16 protein-coding genes are annotated in these 19,217 nt (G+C 70.8%); 8 read left to right on the top strand and 8 right to left on the bottom strand.

Features of this window, described 5'->3' with window-relative positions; genetic code table 11:
• Positions 1-175: 175 nt before the first annotated feature.
• Together KBY19_RS18480 and KBY19_RS18475 are read left to right on the top strand one after the other, a co-directional pair.
• The gene (locus tag KBY19_RS18480; RefSeq protein WP_099885797.1) at positions 176-1,519 is read left to right on the top strand and encodes a TrkH family potassium uptake protein; all 1,344 of its coding nucleotides are present in this window, start codon (positions 176-178) and stop codon (positions 1,517-1,519) included.
• Complete coding sequence (locus KBY19_RS18475; protein WP_247691129.1) at positions 1,512-2,201, top strand: TrkA family potassium uptake protein; 690 nt, start codon at positions 1,512-1,514, stop codon at positions 2,199-2,201. The genes KBY19_RS18480 and KBY19_RS18475 overlap by 8 nt, the downstream gene beginning before the upstream one ends.
• Before the next feature lie 346 nt (positions 2,202-2,547).
• Here KBY19_RS18475 and KBY19_RS18470 read toward each other — a convergent pair whose 3' ends face one another.
• Complete coding sequence (locus KBY19_RS18470) at positions 2,548-3,489, bottom strand: phosphatase PAP2 family protein (protein ID WP_307843552.1); 942 nt, start codon at positions 3,487-3,489, stop codon at positions 2,548-2,550.
• 678 nt (positions 3,490-4,167) lie between these two features.
• Between KBY19_RS18470 and KBY19_RS18465 the strand changes: the two genes are divergently transcribed.
• Both KBY19_RS18465 and KBY19_RS18460 read left to right on the top strand, forming a co-directional pair.
• Entirely contained in the window at positions 4,168-4,653 is a 486-nt protein-coding gene (locus tag KBY19_RS18465) for a hypothetical protein (protein WP_099885800.1), read from the top strand.
• 58 nt (positions 4,654-4,711) lie between these two features.
• Positions 4,712-5,134: a hypothetical protein gene (locus tag KBY19_RS18460; RefSeq protein ID WP_099885801.1), complete on the top strand. Its 423-nt coding sequence runs from the start codon at positions 4,712-4,714 to the stop codon at positions 5,132-5,134.
• A gap of 149 nt (positions 5,135-5,283) precedes the next feature.
• On the opposite strand, the gene KBY19_RS18455 is transcribed toward KBY19_RS18460, so the two are convergent.
• Together KBY19_RS18455 and KBY19_RS18450 are read right to left on the bottom strand one after the other, a co-directional pair.
• Positions 5,284-6,183, bottom strand: a complete 900-nt coding sequence (locus tag KBY19_RS18455; RefSeq protein WP_099885802.1) for a serine hydrolase — start codon at positions 6,181-6,183, stop codon at positions 5,284-5,286.
• Positions 6,180-7,136: a LysR family transcriptional regulator gene (locus KBY19_RS18450; protein ID WP_099885803.1), complete on the bottom strand. Its 957-nt coding sequence runs from the start codon at positions 7,134-7,136 to the stop codon at positions 6,180-6,182. The genes KBY19_RS18455 and KBY19_RS18450 overlap by 4 nt, the downstream gene beginning before the upstream one ends.
• Before the next feature lie 120 nt (positions 7,137-7,256).
• On the opposite strand from KBY19_RS18450, the gene KBY19_RS18445 reads away from it, so the two are divergent.
• The 3 genes from KBY19_RS18445 to bla are packed head-to-tail and all read left to right on the top strand — an operon-like array spanning position 7,257 to position 11,417.
• Complete coding sequence (locus KBY19_RS18445) at positions 7,257-8,741, top strand: penicillin-binding protein 2 (protein ID WP_210966201.1); 1,485 nt, start codon at positions 7,257-7,259, stop codon at positions 8,739-8,741.
• On the top strand, positions 8,738-10,438 hold the full coding sequence (locus KBY19_RS18440) for a serine hydrolase (protein WP_307843549.1): 1,701 nt from the start codon (positions 8,738-8,740) through the stop codon (positions 10,436-10,438). The genes KBY19_RS18445 and KBY19_RS18440 overlap by 4 nt, the downstream gene beginning before the upstream one ends.
• A gap of 4 nt (positions 10,439-10,442) precedes the next feature.
• Positions 10,443-11,417 (top strand): class A beta-lactamase, encoded by a 975-nt coding sequence (gene bla, locus KBY19_RS18435; protein ID WP_210966200.1) that lies wholly within the window; start codon positions 10,443-10,445, stop codon positions 11,415-11,417.
• A 73-nt stretch (positions 11,418-11,490) separates the two neighbouring features.
• Here the strand turns inward: bla and KBY19_RS18430 are convergent, their stop codons facing one another.
• Positions 11,491-11,937 carry an STAS domain-containing protein gene (locus KBY19_RS18430; RefSeq protein ID WP_185019015.1) on the bottom strand — a complete coding sequence of 149 codons (447 nt, stop codon included), beginning with the start codon at positions 11,935-11,937 and terminating at the stop codon, positions 11,491-11,493.
• A 214-nt stretch (positions 11,938-12,151) separates the two neighbouring features.
• Complete coding sequence (locus tag KBY19_RS18425; RefSeq protein WP_099885805.1) at positions 12,152-13,687, bottom strand: sodium:alanine symporter family protein; 1,536 nt, start codon at positions 13,685-13,687, stop codon at positions 12,152-12,154.
• 463 nt (positions 13,688-14,150) lie between these two features.
• Here KBY19_RS18425 and KBY19_RS18420 point away from each other — a divergent pair, with 463 nt between their 5' ends.
• A complete protein-coding gene (locus KBY19_RS18420) occupies positions 14,151-15,356 on the top strand; it encodes a low temperature requirement protein A (RefSeq protein ID WP_247691128.1) in 1,206 nt (401 codons plus the stop codon).
• 27 nt (positions 15,357-15,383) lie between these two features.
• Here the strand turns inward: KBY19_RS18420 and KBY19_RS18415 are convergent, their stop codons facing one another.
• The 3 genes from KBY19_RS18415 to KBY19_RS18405 form a co-directional block, all read right to left on the bottom strand.
• Positions 15,384-16,004, bottom strand: coding sequence for a PepSY domain-containing protein (locus KBY19_RS18415; protein ID WP_210955526.1), 621 nt, complete (start codon positions 16,002-16,004; stop codon positions 15,384-15,386).
• 152 nt (positions 16,005-16,156) lie between these two features.
• A complete protein-coding gene (locus KBY19_RS18410) occupies positions 16,157-17,683 on the bottom strand; it encodes an MFS transporter (protein ID WP_210966199.1) in 1,527 nt (508 codons plus the stop codon).
• 130 nt (positions 17,684-17,813) lie between these two features.
• A partial coding sequence (locus KBY19_RS18405) for a tetratricopeptide repeat protein (RefSeq protein WP_247691127.1) occupies positions 17,814-19,217 on the bottom strand: 1,404 nt, incomplete at its 5' end.

Below are 19,217 nucleotides of genomic sequence, written 5' to 3'. Positions count from 1 at the left end.
GGCCGCTTCCCGAGGGGAAAGGTGGCGACGTCCGGGTGCTTCCGGTGCTCAGGACGGCTGCAGCAGGGACACGGAAGGGTGCCGGTGCCGAGGACGGCCGGTGAATTGCTTATCGTCTTCCGGTACGAACAATCTGCGAACAATCGTGGTATCAGTCTGCGGGGCGGAGGACGTTGTGGTGACCCGGTGGCGGCCACGTGTACGACACCCGGCGCAGATGGTCGTGGCCGGCTTCGCCATGGCGATCGCGCTCGGGACGGGGCTGCTGATGCTGCCGGTCGCCAAGGCCGGGTCGGGTTCGGCGTCCGGGCTGGAGGCCGTGTTCACCTCCACCTCCGCCGTCTGTGTGACCGGACTGATCGTGGTCGACACCCCCGAGTACTGGAGCGGATTCGGCCAGGTGGTGATCCTGGCGCTCATCCAGGTGGGCGGCTTCGGGATCATGACCTTCGCCTCCTGGCTGGTGCTGCTGGTCTCGCACCGGATGGGGCTGAAGGCGCGGCTGACCGCCGCCACCGAGACCAAGACCCTGGGCCTGGGCGACGTCCGTACGGTCGTCGTCCGCGTGGTCAAGGTCAGCCTGCTGCTGGAGGCCGTCACCGCGGTGATCCTGACCGTGCGGTTCGGCACCACCTATGACGAGTCCTGGCCGCGGGCGCTGTGGCTCGGTGTCTTCCACGCCGTCTCGGCGTTCAACAACGCCGGCTTCGCCCTGTACTCGGACAGCATGACGGGGTTTGTCACCGATCCCTGGATCTGTCTGCCCATAGCGGGCGCCGTGATCGCCGGCGGGCTCGGATTCCCGGTGCTGTTCGAGTTGCGCCGCCGGTTCCGCAAACCGCGTTCCTGGTCCCTGCACACCAAGATCGTGCTCGGCGCGTCCGGCATCTTCCTGGTCGGCGGCAGCCTTTTCGTCACCGCACTCGAATGGGGTAACCCGGCGACACTCGGCCCGTTGGACGTCCCCGGGAAGATTCTGGCCGGGTTCTTCCAGGGCGTCATGCCGCGCACGGCGGGCTTCAACAGCGTGGACATCGCGCAGATGAACCCGGCCACCTGGCTGGGCACGGATGTGCTGATGTTCGTCGGCGGCGCCAGCGCGGGCACCGCGGGCGGCATCAAGGTCACCACCTTCGCGGTGCTGTTCTTCGTGATATACGCCGAGATCCGCGGCGAGGCCGCGGTCAACATCTTCCATCGGCGCCTGCACGGCGACCTCCAGCGGCAGGCCCTGACCGTGGTGCTGCTGTCGGTGGCCGCCGTCGCCACCTCGACGCTGGCCTTCATGGTCTTCACCGACTTCAGCCTGGACCAGTCGCTGTTCGAGGTCACCTCCGCCTTCGCCACCGTCGGTCTGTCCACCGGCATCACCGCGGGGCTGCCCGGCGGCGAGCAGGCCCTGCTGACCGCGCTGATGTTCATCGGCCGCCTCGGACCCATCACCATCGCCTCCGCGCTCGCCCTGCGTCTGCGTGTCCGTATGTACGACCTTCCCGAGGAGCGACCCGTCATTGGCTAGGAAACGCACCCCCAAGAGCCGCCGCGGCACTCGGCAGGACTCCGTGGTCGTCATCGGGCTCGGCCGCTTCGGCCGTTCCCTCGCGCTGGAACTCGTGGACGAGGACACCGAGGTCCTCGGCATCGACGAGGATCCCGAGGTCGTCCAGTTGCTGTCCGGCTCGCTCACCCACACGGTGCGGGCCGACTCCACCAAGGAAGACGCCCTGCGGCAGCTCGCGGTCCACGAGTTCGACCGTGCCGTCGTGGCCATCGGCACCGACCTGGAAGCCAGCATCCTCACCGCCTCGCTGCTGATCTCCTTCGGCATCGAGAACGTGTGGGCCAAGGCCACCAGCGAGGCCCACGGCCGCATCCTCACCCAGCTCGGGGTGCAGCACGTCGTCTATCCCGAGCACGACATGGGCCAGCGCGTGGCCCACCTCGTACGCGGCCGCATGCTGGACTACATCGAGTTCGAGGACGACTTCGCGATGGTCAAGACCGATCCGCCCGCGGACGTCCTCGACGTCCCCCTGTCCCACAGCGCGGTCCGCACGCGGTACGGCATCACCGTCGTCGCCATCAAGCGTCCCGGCGAAGGCTTCACCTACGCCACCCCGGAGACGGTGGTGAAGGCCGACGACACGATCATCGTGGCCGGCCGTACCAGGGCGACCGAACGCTTCAGCGAACTGGGCTGACCTCGGCAGACTGCCGCTCGCGCGTAATTTCTCGGAGCTTCGAATCCTTCTTGTTCCGGTCCGCGACCTCGGATACCCGCCGCACCAGACACGTCGTAATCGACGCAAATGAGGAGGATTTGGAACGCCCCACGTCTCCGTACGCCGATGTGCCGGTGGGCTGCCCGCCTCAGCGGGGGCAGCCCACCGGCGTCGTACGAAGGCGTCGGCGACCGTGGACCGACAGTCCCGGCAGGCTGGGCAGCACCGGGACTGTCGGCCCGGGCAGCCTAGCGGTGGCGCCCCCGGACCCGAGAAGGGCACACCGGGCGAGCGCCATCAGGCGCCCACAGGTGTGACATGCGGGTCATCCCCTCGGCCCAGGACGACGGGACGTGGCAGACCGCCCCATCGAGGTGCCCGTCCCCCCGGACCCGCTCGCCCGGCCGGGTGGGTCCCCGGTCTCGGCTGTCTGGCCGTCGGAAGGCGCCGGGCCGTCGGCGGACACGGGAGTGCGGCGGCAGGCCCGGACGACCGGGCGGACGCAGACCCGGCCTGCCCACTGCAGGCCGGCGGACAGCGCCAGTACGGCCAGGGACACGACGGCGTCGAGCCAGAAATGGTTGGCCGTCACGACGATGACCGCGAGCGTCAGCAACGGGTGCGCCAGCACCAGCCGGCGCACCCGGCTGCGACCCACCCGGATGACCGCGACGGCGACCACGACCGCCCAGGCCACATGCACGGAGGGGATGGCGGACAGCTCGTCGGCCACCACGCTCCCGGGGCCGCCGGTGTAGACCGACTGCCCGTAGCGTTCGGCCGTGTCGGCGAAACCGAGCTCCGGCACCAGGCGGGGCGGCGCCACGGGGACCAGTTGCACCACCAGCGACACGACCGTGACCAGCACGACGTAGGTGCGCACCCACGGGTACGTGGAGCGGTGCCGCCAGTACAGCCATACCAGCAACGCGGCCATCGCCCCGAAGTGCATCACCGCGTAGTAGTAGTTGGCGGCCTGCACCACCCATGGATGCGGCAGCACGACCTGCTGCCAGTCCACCTCGTCCGGCAGCCGAAGGCGCTGCTCCCAACGGTAGATCCACCGTGCTCGCTCCACGGCGGCGTCCAGATCCCCGGCCGACATCCGTGCCGGGACCTGCCAGACGAGGAAGACCGCGGAGATGATCCCGATCTCCCGCAGCAGCAGCGGAGCCCGGGGCCAGCGCCAGTGCCACAACGGCAGGCTCAGCGCCAGGAGGACCAGTGGCACTCCCGCGGACAGAAGCCAGGCCGCGGCTGCTCCCACCGTCAACGGCTCCCACTCCTTCCCGGCCCGCAGCGTCGGCGGCGCACGTGGGGCGGCAGGCTCGTGCGCAGCCACCCACACCTGTACGCCGCCGGCGGCCCTCGCCGGCCCGGCCGCTGCACACCACAGGAACGGGTGTCCACCGCCCCTCATGGTGGCGGCATCCATGGACAACTCGGATGATTGGTCGGTACCCCAGCGTTGCGCCGATTGCGAACAAGGCACCCGAAAAGCGGACAGAGTGAGCCTGTCTCCCCGTCGGCCCGCAACACCCGGTCCCGACCGCGCCGGGGGCCGCCGTACCGGGTGCCGAGCTGCTTCCAGGTGTGCGGCCAGGCGGAGGTGCGGCCATACTGAGGCACGTCACAGCGCGCCCAGCCACCGCGACCGAGGTGCTCCGGAGGGATACGGGTCATAACGAGCGACCAGCGCAAGGAAGCGTATCTGCGGCAGACCGACCGGAAGGAGCCGACTCCGCGACAGCGGCGACAGCTGATCAAGAAGGCGCGTCAGGGCAAGGAGTAGCCGGACAGCCCGGCGCGGCACCCACGAGGCCGGGCAAGAACATCTAGCCCGTCCGGCCCCGACCGCGCTGCCGGCGGTTCCGGTTCACTCGTCGGGTCCGACGGCCGAAGGTCCGGTGCCGGAGAATGTCCGGGCGGAAAGCGAGGCGGTGAGATGGCTCTGCGGGCGCCCTTGGCGGTCTTCGATCTGGACGGGACGCTGGCCGACGTCCGGCACCGGCTCACCTTTCTGCAGCAACGCCCTCGCGACTGGGACGCGTTCTTCGCCGCGGCGGTGGACGACCCGCCGCTGGCGAAGGGCGTGGCTCTGGCGCTGGAGACGGCCGAGCGGTGCGAACTGGCGTACGTCACCGGCCGTCCCGAACGCTGCCGGGCCGACACCGTGGAATGGCTCAGGACCCACGGCCTGCCCACCGGCAGGCTCCTGATGCGGGCCGAGGGCGACCGGCGTCCCGCCCGCGTCGCCAAACCGGCGCTGCTGCGGCAGCTGGCCCGGGAGCGCGCCGTGGCGCTGGTGGTCGACGACGACGAGCAGGTCAACGCCGCCTACGAGAGCGAGGGCTTCCTGGTGCTCCACGCCGACTGGATGCCGGCCCCCGCGGTCCTGGAAGCGGCACAGGAACGGGAAGGGCGTACCTGACCCGGGCCGCCGCCGACGCAGCGCCGCTGTGTCAGCGGCCCCCGGCAGAATGCACGCTGTGAGTCTCCACTACGAAGTCGTCTTCAACTGCTTCCTGCGCCGGCACACCCCCGAGCCGGTCCTGACGGCCCTGCGCTGGCACCTTGAGCTCGACCGTGAACGCCCGGCGGACCTGGATCCCGAGATACACACCTTTCCCCTGCTCGCCCCCGACCCGGACAGCCGCCTGCCCGGGGGCGACATCGCCTCCCTGCGGCTCCAGTCCCGCGGCTTCGCGGCCGGTGGTGAACTCCGTGCCTGGGGGCTCCTCAGCCGCAACTACTGGCTCGACGACGACCTGGGCGAGCTCGTCACCATCCTGGACCTGCTCGCACCCCATGTGGAGGAGCCGGGCTTCGGCGGATACTTCCGGGAGGAGTACGACACCGAGCTGACCGTCCTCACCTTCCGGAACGGCGGTTACGGGCCGTTCACGTTCTGACCGGGCTCGCCCGTAGTCGGCCCTCCTCCAGATGACGGGCGGGCACACCGCGGGTGCGGAAGACGACGTGGCGGGTGTCGTACAACTCCCGGTCCCGGTGGAGGACGCGGTCCGAGTACGGCTGCAGCCGAGCAGGTCGGTGGAGCCTGTCAGGAGCGCAGGGCGTCGACGGCGAGGTGCGCCGCGGTGCCGATGACGGCGTCCGCCGCGGGCAGGATGGCGGCCGGGCTGGCGGCGCGGGTGAAGACGGCGACGGCGTAGCGGCCGCGGTCGGGGTACTCGACGACGCCGACCTCGTTGCGGAGGGTCGGCGCGCTGCCGGTCTTCCCCGCCACATGGACATCGTCGAAGGGGAAGCCGGAGGCCAGCCGGTGCGGCCACACCTGCAGGCTCAGGAGACGGCGGATGGCGGCGCTGTGCTGCGGGGCGCAGGCCTCGTCGCGCCAGACAGCGCCGAGCAGCCGTGTCATGTCGCGCGGGGTGCTGCGGTTGGTGCTTGCGGGGTCCAGCGCGCGGAGGCGGGCGAGGACCCGCGGGTCGGCCAGGGCCTGCGGACCGACGTGCCCGGTGTCCTCCTTGAGAGTGGCGACGAACTCGCCGAAGGTCTGGACTGCATGGGTGCGGGTGAGACCCAGTCGCCGTGTGGTGGCGTTCACCGCCTCGAGGCCGACACGGTGCAGGAGGAGATCGGCGGCGGTGTTGTCGCTGACGGCCATCATCAGATAGGCGGCGTCACGGAGCGAGACCCGGGCCGGATCGAGCATGGCGGACAGCCCGGTGGGCCCGGGGGTACGGCCGTCCGGCGGGCACTCGGTCTGTTCCGTCAGCTCCAGGCGCCCCTTCTCGGCCTGCTGGTGGAGGGCGACGAGCACGCAGACCTTGTGGACGCTGGCGGTGACGACCGGGTGGTCGGCGCCGGCGTCGACCTGGGCACCGGAGTCGATGTCCACGGCGTGCAGCCAGCCGGTGACGCCGGCTTCCGCGAAGGCGGCGCGGATGCGGTCCCGGGCTCGGGCATGGGCGCGGGCGTGGGTGCGGGGCTCTGTCATATCCAGTACTCCGCCGCCGGGCGCAGATGCGTCGGGCCCGAGGGCAGGTCGGGGCCGACAGCGGCGGTACGGCCCAGGGAATCGGTGACGGTGTCGGCGAAGGCGCGGACGGCGGCGTCCCCCCGCCCTTTGAGCCAGGCCGCCGAGTGGCGCCAGGCCAGTGGGGCGCCGCTCAGCGGGCGCCAGGTGAGATCGGGGTCCCGGGTGTCGTACGCGTCGCGCGGACCGAAGGCCACGGCCCTGCAGGACAGCAGCAGACCCCGGGTGAAGCTGCTGCCGTGACCGTGCCGGACGGCGGCGGGGGTGTAGCCGTGCCGGGCGCAGGTGGTCAGTAGATCGTCGTGCACGGCGGGGGCGTGCGCGCGGGGAAAGAGGATCAGTTCGTAACCGCTCAGCGCGCTCAGCGGAACGGTGTCCAGACGGGCGGCCGGGGCGGCGTGCGGCAGCAGGACGCCCAGTTCGTGGCGGAGGACGGGGCCCAGTTCCAGTCCGGACACATCGCAGGGATGGTGTATGAGCCCCACATCCAGATCGTGCGAGGCGAGCCGGGCAAGCTGCTCGGCCGTCGGCAGTTCGTGCAGCTCCAGCTCCACACCACCTTGCCGCTCCTGGAAGCCGGCCAGGGTCGCCGCCACCATCTCGCCGGTGATGTCGGGGGAGAGCGCGGCGCGCAGCAGTCCGCTGTGCCCGTCCTGGATACGGCGAGCAGTGGCCATCAGCGCCTCGGAGCGGGCCAGCAGCTGACGGGCCTCGTCCAGCAGGAGCGTGCCGCCCTTGGTGATCGTCACCCGGCGGCTGGAGCGCTCGAAGAGGCGCACGCCCAGCTCCCGCTCCAGCCGCTGGATGCGTTGCGACAGGGGCGGCTGTGCCATGCCGAGACGCTGGGCGGCACGGCCGAAATGTGACTCTTCTGCAACAGCCACAAAACACTGCAGGTGCCGTATCAGGTCCACGACGAGGAACCATATCGTGAATTGATCGATGCGAGAGCAATATCGGTCTTGGACGTCATGCTGCGGCTGCGGCTTTCCTCAGGGCATGGAAGAGCCCGAGCGTCCGAAAGACCACGAGCGATGAACAGACTCCTGCGGCACACGGCTGTCTTCTGCGGCCTGCTGCTGTTGACCCTGCTGGCGCGGGCGACCTGGCTGCAGTTCGTCCAGGCGGACAGCCTGGCGGACGACCCCAGCAACCGCCGGGTGCGGATCGCGGCCTTCGCCCAGCCGCGGGGCGACATCATCGTCGGCGGCACCGCGATCACGGACTCCCGCAAGACCCCCGGCTCGGACCTCGCCTATCGGCGTGTGTACCGGGACGGCCCGATGTACGCCCCGGTCACCGGCTACCTCTCCCAGGCCCAAGGGGCCACGTTCCTCGAAGGCGTGCACAGCGACCTGCTCGCCGGCGAGGACGTCAGGCCGGCGAAGAACCCGCTCGACGCCGTGATCGGCAGGAAACCGCACGGCGGCGATGTCGTCACCACTATCGATCCGGCGGCTCAGAAAGCCGCCTACCAGGGGCTGACGGACCTGGACGCCAAGGGCGCCGTGGTCGCGCTCGACCCGCGGACCGGCGAGATCCTCGCCCTGGCGAGCACGCCGTCCTACGACCCCTCCGACTTCGCCGGCCTCTCCGCGCGGGAGAGCGAGAAGTTCACCGAGCTGGAGCGGGACAAGGACAAGCCGCTGAGCAACCGGGCCATTCGGGAGGCCTACCCGCCCGGCTCCACGTTCAAGATCCTCACCGCGGCGGCCGCCCTCGAACACGGCACGGTCACCGACATCGACCGCCCCCTCGACATTCCCGCTCCCTACCGGCTGCCGCAGAGCAGCACGACGATCGGCAACGTCGTGCCCGACTCGCAGTGCGACGGTGTCTCGATGCGGACCGCCCTGCGGTGGTCCTGCAACAACGTCTTCCTCGACACCGCGTGGAAGACCGGCAAGGGCAAGATGCGCGAGACGGCGGAGAAGTTCGGCTTCAACGCCGAGCAGTTCACGCCCGTCCGCACCGCCGCCAGCAGCTACCCGAAACGGCTCGACGCACCCCAGACCGCGCTGACCGGAATGGGCCAGGGCAGCTTGACCAGCACCCCGCTGCAGATGGCCATGGTCACTGCGGGCATCGCCAACGACGGCAAGGTCATGAAGCCCCACCTGGTCGACGAACTGCGCGGCCCCGGCCCGAAGACGATCGAGAGGAGCACCCCGGAGGTCCTCGACCAGGCAGTCTCCGAGGCCACCGCACGGCAGGTGCAGGACATGATGGAGCACACCGTCATGCACGGCACCGCTGACAAGGTGCGTATCCCCTCGGTGACGGTCGGCGGCAAGCCCGGTACCGCCCAGCGCGGCGCCGATGTCCGCGACAAACGCCCCTACGCCTGGTCCGTCGCCTACGCCAAGCAGGCCGACGGCACCTCCCCGGTCGCCGTCGCGGTCTTCGTCGACCCCGAGGACATGGACATCTCCCGCTCCGAGATCGCCGGAGGCCGCCTGGGCGCCCCCGTCGCCAGATCCGTCATCCAGGCCGTCCTGGACCGAGAGGACGAACAGTGACACGCATAACCCAGCCCGAGGACGAGCCCGGCACCGCGGAAGCCTCCACGGGGCCGGTGCGGCCGGACGTCGACACCGATACCGACATCGGCACTGATACCGAGACCGAGATCGGCACTGATACCGAGACCGAGATCGGCACCGAGATCGGCACCGAGACCGGCACCGGGACCGGCGCCGAAGAGAGGGCGCTGTCGGAGCACATCCGCGACGCCGACACTGAGGGGCCGGACGCCGACGGTCCGGACGCCGACGATACGGACACGGACGATCCGGACACGGACGTCCCTGGCGACGACGTCCCCGGCGTCGACGACAAGGAGTGGACCGAGGACCGGACCCTGGAAGAGCCCCACGAAGCCCCGCAAGCGACGAGCACCGCGCCGAGGGAGCCGAGCTCCGCGTCTGCCCTGGACCCTGCCCCGGCGCCCGGGACGACTCCACCCGAGGTGACGGCGGGGCGCCGCCTGGACATCCGAAGCCCCCGGGTCTGGGTCGCGGTCGCGCTCGTACTGGGCCTCGTCCTGGCGGCAGTGCAGACGGTCCGACCGCTGCCCGCCCCGGACGCGGCGCACGCCTCCTACACGGTCCCCGGGCACTTCGCGATGCCGTGGCCGGGGGAGGGCCAGGCCGCTGTCACGCTTCCGGGGACGGGAGTTGTCGGCACCCACGGCAGGCAGCGGCCCGTGCCGACCGCGAGCGTCGCCAAGGTGATGACCGCCTACGTTCTGCTCACCGAGCGGCCGCTCCGCAAGGGCGAGGAGGGGCCCATGATCGAGGTCGACGCCAAGGCGGTGGAGGAAGGCAGGTCCAAGCACGAGTCGCGGATCGAAGGGCTGACGGCAGGTCAGAAATTCAGCCAGCGCGACATGTTGAAGATGCTGATGATTCCCTCGGGAAACAATATCGCCCGCCTGCTGGCCCGCTGGGTGACCGACAGCCGCACGGAGGCCACCTTCGTACGGAAGATGAACGCCGCCGCGCGGAAGCTGGGGATGAAGGACACCACCTACACCGATCCCAGCGGTCTGGACGCCGCGACCGTCAGTACGGCCGTCGACCAACTGAAGCTGGCGGAGGCGGTGATGCGGTTCGACGCCTTCCGCGCGGTCGTCGCACTGCCGAGCGCCACGGTGGACGGTCTCGACGAACCGCTGATCAACAACATGGACAAACTGCTGATGTCCGAACTGAGCATCAGGGGCATCAAGACCGGGTCCAACACGCCGGCCGGCGGCACGCTGGTGTGGGCCGCGTACAAGACCGTGGGCGACAGGACGCCGCTGATCCTCGGCACCATGCTGGACCAGCACTTCGACGGTGCCGATCCCAACGGGGCCGACAGCCTCACCCTGGTCAAGGACAACAGTAAGAAGATCGTGCGGGCGATCCGGGCTTCGCTCACCTCGGCAACGGCCGTCCGCAAGGGCCGGGTGGTCGGCTATCTGGACGACGGTCTCGGTGGTCGCACCCCGCTGGTCACCGAGGAGGACTTCACCGTCGTCGGGGTCCCCGGACAGCGGGTGGAGTTGCGCGTCACCGCTCGCGGTGCGCCGCTCCCGCGCTCCGCGAAAGCCGGCACCGAGGTCGGTTTCCTGACAGCGGGCAGTGGCCCGGACGCCGTGAAGGTCCCGGTCACCCTGCGCAACGAACTCTCTTCACCGTCCTTCATGGCGAAGCTGACCCGCTGGAGTTAGACAGATGCCCTACCGTCCGTCCCCGTCCTCCCCGTCCCTGTACTACGCCCAAGCCGACCCCTCCCGTCGCGCGTTGCTGGTGGCTGCCGCTGTGCTGCCCCTGGCGGGATGCGGCACGGGCGAGCAGACGCCCTCCGGATCGTCCCCGTCCCCGTCCTCGACGGGGCGCCGCCGCTCGTCCGTGTCCCCGTCCGTGTACCGGGCGCGGTTCACGGCGCTCGAACGAAAATACGGCGCCAGGCTCGGCGTCTACGCCCTGGACACCGGTAGCGGCGCCACGGTGTCCTACCGTGCGGACGAACGCTTCGCGTTCTGCTCCACGTTCAAGGCGTTCGCGGCGGCGGCTGTTGTGCACCGCAACCCGCGCAGCCATCTGGACAAGCGGGTCACCTACACCGAGGCCGACGTGGACTCCATCTCACCGGTCACCGAGGACCACGTCGCGACCGGCATGACCATCAGACAGCTGTGCGACGCGGCCGTGCGTTACAGCGACGGCACCGCCGGGAATCTGCTGATGCGCGACATCGGCGGCCCTGAGCAGTTGACGGCATACCTGCGCGGTCTCGGCGACAAGGTCAGTCGGATGGACAACTACGAGCCCGAGCTGAACCAGGTCCGGCCGGGTGACCCGCGTGACACCACCACCCCCGAGGCGGTTGCCGCCGACTACCGCAAGCTCGTTCTGGGGGACGCGCTGAGCGGCGACGAACGCGCCCTGCTCAAGGGCTGGCTCCTGCGCAACACCACCGGTGTCGGCAAGAAGCGTATCCGGGCCGGGGTCCCCCGCGGCTGGAAGGTGGCCGACAAGACGGGAACCGGCAACTGGGGCCGGGCCAACGACATCGCCGTCGTATGGCCGCCGCACAAGGCCCCGCTCGTGATGGCCGTCCTGTCCGACCGGCCCGGCTACCGCGCCAGGCCCAAGAACTCCCTGATCGCAAAAGCGACCGAGCAGATCGTCTCCGTCCTCACCTGAGGGCTCCGGTGCGTGCCCCGCGGGCCCTACGGAGGCGTCGGCCGACCCGCGCGGCGGCCGACGCGAGTACGGGTCATCGGGTGGGGAGTGCGGTGAAACCCCGGCCGCTGCACCGGCCGGTCGGGCCGGTGGGGGTGACGCCTGGGGTGTGGGCGGGACCGACGGTGTGGGCGGGGAGCGGGGGCAGGTGGGTGTGCACCTCGAAGACCCCGCTGAGGCGGGCGTGCGTGAGGATGCGCAGGAAGTGGCCGCTGTCGGAGACGAGCCGCAGTCTGCCGTGCCGCGCCAGTGTGCGGTTCCGGGCCCGGCACAGGAGACGCAGGCCGCTGCAGTCCAGGAAGGACACGGGCCGCAGGTCCACCACCAGATCGGGGCGCCGACCGGTGGTCAGCGTATCGAGCAGGGCCGCCAGCGGAGGCGCTGTTCTCAGGTCGATCTCGCCGCCCAGCTCCACGACAGTCACGCCGCTGTCGAGGCGTTCTGCATGGAAGGGCACGAATGCGCGGGTGTTCTCGGACATGGACCGAGAAAAGCCGGTTCGGCCGGTCGCACGGTAGGGCCGGTCGGCCCCGTGCGTATGTTCGTTTCGGCCGGTGGTCGGCGGGTCGCTGCGGGGCGCGCAGGACGGTTCGGTTCCGCTGCGCCGCGTGCAGTTGTGCTGCGCACGGAAGAGGGGTTCGCGTCCGCCCAGGCACTGGCGTACGCGAACCCCTCGGGAGTGGGCCGCCGGTCGGTCAGACGGTGGTCTCCACCGACTTCGCGTCCTCGTCGGAGCCGTCCGGCTCACCGGCCTTGCGGGCGCGGACGAACTCCAGGAAGGAGTTCAGCTCCCGCTTGACCACCGGGGCGAGCAGGTAGAGGCCGATGATGTTGATGACGGCCAGTGAGAAGAGCACCGCGTCGGCCAGGTCGATCAGCGTCTGCAGGGTCAGCAGGGCACCCGCGACGGCGAACAGCGTGTAGACGGCCTTGAAGGTGAGGTCACTGACCTTGCTGCGGCCGAGGAGGTAGTGCCACGCCTTCTGCGAGTAGTAGCCCCACGTCAGCACGGTCGAGACGGCGAACAGCATCACCGCGACGGTGAGGACGTACGGGAACCAGGGCAGTACGGTCTCGAACGCGTCGGAGGTGATGGTGACACCGCCGATGGACTCGTCCGTGCGTGCCTTGGTCCAGCTATCGGGCCGGGCGATCACGATGGTGAGAGCCGTCATGGTGCAGACGACCACGGTGTCGATGAACGGCTCCAGCAGGGCGACCAGGCCCTCGCTGGCGGGGTGCTTCGTCTTGACCGCGGAGTGGGCGATCGGGGCCGAGCCCAGTCCGGCCTCGTTGGAGAAGGCCGCCCGCTTGAAGCCGATGATCAGCGCGCCGAGGACACCGCCGGCCACGCCCCGCGGGTTGAAGGCGCCCTCGAAGATCTCGACGATCGCGTCCGGGACGGCCCCGATGTTCGCCACGATGACGACCAGACAGGCGGCGATGTAGATGGCGGCCATCGCGGGGACCAGCCGGCTGGTGACGGTGGCGATGGAGCGGATGCCGCCGAGCAGCACGATGCCGACGACAGCGGCGATCAGGATGCCGAAGAACAGGGCGCCCGACGAGGAGCCCAGGGCGCCGTCCTCGCCGCCCGCGACGGAGACCAGCTGGGCGTAGCTCTGGTTGACCTGGAAGAGGTTGCCGCCGAAGAGGCCGAAGAAGAGCACCATGGCCGAGGCGAGGATCGCGAGAACCCGGCCGAGGATCTTGCCGTTCCGCCCGAAACGCTCGGTGAGCCCCTTGGGGAGATAGTGCATCGGGCCGCCGGAGACGGTGCCGTCCGGGTGCACCTCGCGGTACTTCACGCCGAGGGTGACCTCGACGAACTTGGTGGCCATGCCCAGCAAGCCGCAGAGGACCATCCAGAAGGTCGCACCCGCGCCACCGATGGAGACGGCGACGGCGACGCCCGCGATGTTGCCCAGACCGACGGTGCCGGAGACCGCGGCGGTCAGGGCCTGGAAGTGGTTGACCTCACCGGCTGACCCCTTCTCGTCGTATTTGCCCCTTACGACATCCACCGCCAGGCGGAACTTGCGTATCTGTATCAGCCCGAACCAGGCGGAGAACACGAGGCCGGCCACGACGAGCCAGGTGACGATGAGGGGCATTTCCGTCCCGCCGATCGGAACGGCGTAGAAGACGACTTCTCCCATCTTGGTGGCGATGGGTTCGACGAAGTCGCTGACGGCCTTGTCAACGGAGTTTGTTATGGAGTCGAGTGACAATGTGGTTACCACCTGTGGGGCGGGCCGGCGCATGGGAGACTGCGCCGCGGTGAGCGGACATGGAGCAGAACGCCGTCGTCCGATCGGCGAGGTGAGGGAATCGGTCCGCGGACTCGAACCACGATCGCCCTGGTAGTGATGTCGGTACCGGTCCTCCGCAGGGCCGGCGAGGGGTGGTGCCGGTTGCGGAGTTGCGTTGTTTTAGCATGTCATTGCGATTTCATGGGTGATGTAAATCACATAACGGCGAGTAGCTGTCGAAATTGCCAGCGAGCGTGACGTGACCGTTATGCGGACAGCCTCATCCCGTTATCGGGGTGAGGCGGCTGTGTGGCCGCGCACCCGTGGCCTGTGCTGCCGTTCTGGTTGTCTCCTGTGGTGTCGTTCGGCCGGCCGGCTGCTGTCAGGGGCTATCCAGGGTGGTGGAACCACGGCAAGGAGCACGCACGGTGGGAGACGCGGGATGAGCGCAGCCGACAACCTCACAAAGCGGACCGGGCCCCTGCGCCGGGCCATGCGCGGCCGGGACCCGGGGGAGGAGCACCGGGCGGCCACGCCCCTGGAGCTGCTGTTCGACCTGACGTTCGTGGTGGCGGTCTCGCAGGCTGCCGCCCAGCTCCACCACGCGCTGGCCGAAGGACACGTCGGGGACGGGCTCGTCGGCTATGTCGCCGTCTTCTTCGCGATCTGGTGGGCCTGGATGAACTTCACCTGGTTCGCCTCGGCCTACGACACCGACGACGTGCCCTACCGGCTGCTGACCCTGCTGCAGATGGCCGGGGTTCTGGTCCTGGCCGCGGGGGTGCCGGACGCCTTCCAGGACGGCGACTTCTCGGTGGTCGTGGTCGGCTATGTCCTGATGCGCCTCGCGATGATCGCCCAGTGGCTGCGGGCGGCGGCCGAACACCCCGGGGGCCGTGCCGCGGCGCTGCGGTACGCCGCGGGGATCGCCGTGGTGCAGGTCGGGTGGATCGCCCGGCTGTGGGCGCCCGGTGTGTGGGCGCCGGTCACCTTCGTGGTGCTGGTGGTGGCGGAGCTGGCCGTACCCGCATGGGCGGAGTCCCTGGGGCGTCGCACCACCTGGCACCCCGGCCATATCGCCGAGCGGTACGGGCTGTTCACCATCATCGTGCTGGGCGAGGTCATTCTCGCCAGCCTCGCCGCCGTCCAGTCCGCGCTGACGGACCACGGGCTGTCCGCCACCGTGGTGCTGATCGTCCTCGGCGGGCTGCTGCTCGTCTTCGCCCTGTGGTGGATCTACTTCGCCGGCAACGAGGCCGAGCTGACCTCCTTGCGTACCGCGCTGGTGTGGGGCTACAGCCACTACGTCGTCTTCGCCGCGCTGGCCGCCCTCGGTGCCGGGCTGGAGGTGGCCCTGGACGCCGTCGAGCACCACGCACATCTGACCGAGCAGTCCGCCGGCCTTTCCGTGGCCGTCCCCGTGGTGGTCGTGCTGCTGGTCCTGGGCGCGCTCCACCGGATCACCGGCACCGGAACGGTGGGGCACGGGCTGCTGGTGGTGGCCGGGGCGCTCGCGGTGCTCGGCCTGGGGTTCAGCCCTCCGCTGTTCGGCCTGGGCGGCGCCGTCCTCGGCATGGGGCTGGCCGTCGCCGCGACACTGGCGGCCACCATCGTCGCCCTCCGGCACGACGCCCCCAAGGAGAGCTGAGGCGGGCTTGGAGCCGCCGAGCGGGGCTCACTTCCTCTCCTTCACCCTGCTGACCTTCCCGGTCCTGGCGTCGACCAGGGCGTGGGTCCGGGGCGCCTCGGCGAGGGTGCCGCCGGTGAGGGTCACCTCCCACATGTCCTCGCCCTTCGCGTTCTTGCTGCTCGCGACCGCGTGCAGCTCCTGGTCGGGGTGCCGGTCGGCCGCGCGCTGCACGGCCTTCGCGATCGGTACCCGGAAGGTGTCGAACTTGCCGGCACCGTCGTCCGGTGTCTTGTCCTCGTGCTTGTCCGTGACCTCCGTGCCGTCGTCCGAGACGGTCACCGCCCATTCGGCACCGCTCTCCGCCGCGACCTTGATCTCCCATTCCGGCGTGCCCTCGTCGTCGCGCAGGAGGTGGTAGGCGGTGCCCCGCGACACGGCGTTCTCCGCCGTGCCCAGGGCCGTCAGCCCGTGACGTACGGACAGCGACACCTTTGCGGGGGAGGCGCTCTCCTCCGGGGAGAAGGTGGGGGAGGCCGTCGACGACGCCTCGCCCGCACCGGCGTACAGGCTGGAGTCGGAGGTGCTGCAGGCGGTCAGGCCGCCGATGCCCAGCAGCACGGCCGCCGCGCCGAGAAGGGCGGGGGCGGCGGCACCTGAACGGGACACGGCTCGGGATCGGAAGTTCGGCATGCCGCCCTCTGTACCACCGTGCGGCCGCTTCGGAACGTGTCGCAGCGCGCGAACCGCGCGGCGCGTGGTGGCCCTCCGTTCCGGCCCGTCCGCGCCCCCGGCGGGTACGCTCCGCCGGGAGCGCCGGTCTAGGCGATGGCCTCCTCGGTGCTTCCGGTGGCATCGGCGGGCCGGGAGGACGATGTGGGCCGCTGCTTCGGCGGATCCTCGGTGCGCGGCAGCAGACCGACGAGCACCACCGACGCGGCTGTGAGCGCGGCCGCGGCCAGGTAAGCGGCGGCGTAGCCGTCGGCGAGCTGCCCCGGACCGGGCTCGGCGCCGTCCGCGGCGGTCGCCGCGACGGCGACGGCGCCCAGAACGGCGAGGCCGAGCGCGCCGCCGATCTGTCGCGAGGTGTTGACCAGTCCGGCCACCACTCCCGCCTCCCGGGCGGCGGCACCCGTGGTCGCCGCGTCGGTCAGCGGGGTCATCAACAGCCCGATCCCGGTGGCCATCAGGACGCCGGGGCCCAGGATCGTGCCGAGGAAGGTGCCGTCGGCCGCCAGCACGACCCCCTGCCAGCCGAACCCGGCGGTGGTCACCACACCGCCCGCCGCCACCATCGTGCGGGTGCCGAACCGCCACATCAGCCGGGGCGCCACCTTGGACCCCACGATGACGCCCGCCGTGTGCGGCAGGAAGGAGAGGCCCGCGCGGACGGCGGAGTAGTCGAGCACGTTCTGCATGTAGAGCGACAGGAAGTACCACATCGCGAAGGCACCGGTCATGGCGACGAACGTCACGACATTCCCGGCGGCGACAGCACGCAACCTGAACAACCGGAGCGGCACGAGCGGTTCGGCCGTACGTGCCTCCACCGCGACGAAGGCCGCCAGCGCCAGCAACCCGCCCACCAGCGGGACCAGCACCTCGGCAGTGCCCCAGGACTGCGACTCGGTGCGGCCGATGCCGTACGCGAGGGCCGCGACGCCCAGGGTCACCAGAGCCGCTCCCGGCAGATCCAGGCCCCGCCGGGCGGTCCTCTCGTGCCGCTCCGCGAGCCCGAGCACGACCACGGCGACGACGAGCACCCCCACGGGCACATTGATCAGCAGCACCCACCGCCAGGACAGCAGGTCCGTCAGCAGCCCGCCGACCAGCCCGCCGGCCGCACCGCCGGCCGTGCCCACAGCGGCCCAGGTCGCTATCGCCCGGGTCCGGGCGGGCCCCTCGGGGAAGGTGGAGGTCAGCAGCGAGAGGGTGACGGGCGCGAGGACCGCCGCGCCGACCCCCTGGACGGCGCGCGCGACGATGAGCATCTCCGGGTCGCGCGCGAGTCCGCCCGCGAGGCTCGCGGCGGTGAACAGGCCCAGCCCCACCAGGTAGACCGGCTTCCGGCCGAAGAGGTCGGCGGCGCGCCCGCCCAGCAGCAGAAAGCCCGCGAAGGTCAACGCGTAGGCGTTCACCACCCATTGCAGGGTGCCGCTGCTCAGCGACAGCCCGTCGCGGATGCTGGGCAGCGCCACGTTGACGACGGACACGTCCAGGACGACGAGGAACTGGCCGATGCTGGAGGCCAGTACGACAGCCCACGCTCGGGCGGCGTGTCCGGTCGCCGGGGCCTCCTTCGAAGAGGTGCTGGGGAACGGTGACGTTCTGGATGACATGGCCGCCATCCTGCGCGCCCGCAGCCCGCACAGGCATCGGGAGAAGGTCCCAGCCGCCTCCACACCTTCGCCCTAGGGCTCGCCGGGCACGGACTCCGTCGACGAGGAGTGCCGGCGGGCGAGCGCCCATGTGCTCGGTCTACGCCATACCTCCGGAACCGGGGGCGGCCGACCGCGTCAGCTGGACGATGCGGTCGCGGACCTCCCGTGCCTGCGGATGCCGGCGGTAGGGGGCCAGCGAACGGCGAAGGGCGGTCAGGGCGGCGGTCGTACGGCGGGAGGCGGTGTGCGGGTGGTGCAGGCAGCTGTGCCGGCACTGGTCGAGCGCGGCCTCGAGGTCGCCCAGCTGCAGCAAGGTCTCGGCCAGCCGCGCGTGGGTGAGGACGAGCGGGATGTGGTGGCCCGCTGGGCGCTCGGCCAGCGAGTTGTGGAAGGCGGCGACGGCCTGCTTGCGGTCACCCAGGGCCAGCAGGACCTCGCCGCGCTGGTAGTGGAACGCCGCGGGTGGGTACCGCGTGAAGGGTTCGAGGAGGCCGGTGTCCGCCTCGGCGCCGGGCCGGGCGGCGTGGGAGCGCTCGGCGGCCAGCAGATCCGCCAGCGCCGCCTTTCGCTCACCGTCGGTGGCCCGCACCAGTGCGCGCCCCGCGTAGAGATAGGTCAGCACGTGGGAGGTCGCGGTGGCGGCCGCCACTTCCAGGGCTGTCCGCGACCACTGCCGGGCGCCTGTCGGGTCGTCCAGGCGCAGGGCCAGTACGCCCATGGTGCGCAGGGTGATCGCGTAGACGTTCCGGTCGTCGGCCCGGTATGCCAGCTCGAGAGCCGACCGGTAGCAGTGGTATCCGAGGTTCGGCAGTCCGGCGTCGGCGGCCATCGTGCCCAGCAGATGCATCAGCCGGGCGCTGCCGGTCAGCACCGTGGGGTCGAGCCTCCCGCCGTCGGGAGACGCCGTCAGCCGCGGGGCGACGTCGTCGGCCACGTAGGCACCGAGCGCGGAACGGGCGTGCGCGCCGCCGTACTTCTCCGACAGCTCGGCGAAGACGGTGACCATGTCCGCGAGGCGCGCGTCGGTGTGCGGCGCTGTGGTCCGCGCCGTACGGTCCGGCCGCTCGGAGCGCGGTCCGGTCGGCGGCGGCCAGGCAGGCAGCCTGACGTCGCCGGAGGTGAACATCTCCCGGTTGAGGGCGAGCCTGCGGGCCGGGTCCGCGTCGGCCCTGCACAGCGTCGTCAGACGTGCCACCGGGTCGACGGTTGGCGACACCACGTCGGTGGGGGTCCTGGTGGGTGCCGCGCTGTCCAGCCCGGTCTCGTCGGTGTGCACGGCGCGGCCCAGGCGGCGCCCGAACACCTGGGCCACCAGCCCGGGGACCGGTGAGCGCGGCCGGGACCCCTCCAGCCAGTGGGCGACAGCAGTCCGGTCGTAGCGCAGCCGGAGACCGTACCTGGTCCCCAGGGCGTTGACCGCGCGGGCCAGTTCGCCCGCGCTCCACCCCGACTCCGCGAGCAGTGCGGCGAGTTGCTGATTGGGTCTGCGACGGGCCATGGG

Source organism: Streptomyces sp. B15 (genome assembly GCF_018070605.1).
Taxonomy (GTDB): domain Bacteria; phylum Actinomycetota; class Actinomycetes; order Streptomycetales; family Streptomycetaceae; genus Streptomyces; species Streptomyces smyrnaeus.
This window is presented reverse-complemented; position numbering and strand designations above follow the sequence as displayed.